Genomic DNA, 230 nt, shown 5'->3' with positions numbered 1-230 from the left:
CGCCTAGGGTAAAATCGATAATTGGGGCTAAGTCGTAACAAGGTAGCCGTATCGGAAGGTGCGGCTGGAATACCTCCTTTTTAGAGCTCATTATCTGTAGCTCGTTGTTTCCATTCTCTTTCAAATTTTAGTTCTTTAAAAAGATGTTTTGGTTACTAACGTTTAAGAGTAAACGTAGTAATGCAAATGAGATCGAATCTCACACATCAACATCGATTGAGTAATCAATC

General features: G+C 38.3%; 1 rRNA gene. It reads left to right on the top strand.

From position 1 onward, the window contains the following. Positions 1–80 (top strand): 16S ribosomal RNA (locus KW844_RS29005); the annotation flags it as partial. Between the last annotated feature and the right edge of the window lie 150 nt (positions 81–230).

This window comes from Chitinophaga sp. sic0106, from assembly GCF_019219075.1.
Classification (GTDB): Bacteria; Bacteroidota; Bacteroidia; order Chitinophagales; family Chitinophagaceae; genus Chitinophaga.
The sequence above is the reverse complement of the archived record's forward strand: the minus strand, read 5'-3'. Positions and strand labels throughout refer to the sequence as shown.